Genomic DNA, 648 nt, shown 5'->3' on the forward strand with positions numbered 1-648 from the left:
TTTTGAGAAAAAAGTGTCTCCAGAGCTTAGACAGTGGTTTCTCAATTTGATGCTGGAGGCCTCCTCCTACGGGACGATCCACTCGGGCATCGCATTAAGAGATGAAGATCTCAGAAAGGAACTTGCTGCAATCAAGGTGCCGACGCTGATCCTGCACGGGAGAAAGGATAGAATTGCGCCGTTTGATTTTGCGAAAGAATTGAAGCGCGGCATCAAACAGTCGGAATTGGTTCCGTTTGCAAACAGCGGGCACGGAGCATTTTATGAGGAAAAAGAGAAGATTAACAGTTTGATTGCGCAGTTCTCCAACTCATAAGAAAAAACCCGACATTGATCGGGTTTTTTATATAATTCCTCTGTTTTGCAGTGCGTTAATGATGAGATCAGCTCCATCGGAAATAGAGGTCTGGTCTGACTCAATGATGAAATCGGGTGAAAGCGGCGCTTCATACGGAGAATCGATCCCGGTGAAATGTTTGATCTTTCCGTTTCGCGCTTTTTTATAAAGCCCTTTTGGATCGCGCTGTTCACAAACATGCAGCGGGCACTTCACATAAATTTCGAAGAACTCACCTTTAGGAAAGAGCGCTCTAACCATGTACCGATCCTCTCTGAATGGAGAAATAAAAGCCGTTAAAATCATTTGCC

General features: G+C 44.8%; 2 protein-coding genes. One reads left to right on the forward strand and one right to left on the reverse strand.

Features of this window, described 5'->3' with window-relative positions:
* Nucleotides 1-316: alpha/beta fold hydrolase (locus ACWHAR_RS28315; RefSeq protein ID WP_452088598.1), on the forward strand; the 316-nt coding region annotated here is incomplete at its 5' end.
* Nucleotides 317-343: 27 nt separating this feature from the next.
* On the opposite strand, the gene cysC is transcribed toward ACWHAR_RS28315, so the two are convergent.
* The coding region (cysC, locus tag ACWHAR_RS28320) for an adenylyl-sulfate kinase (protein ID WP_452088599.1) at nt 344-648 on the reverse strand (305 nt) is incomplete at its 5' end.

Source organism: Bacillus sp. LR--39 (assembly GCF_053613335.1).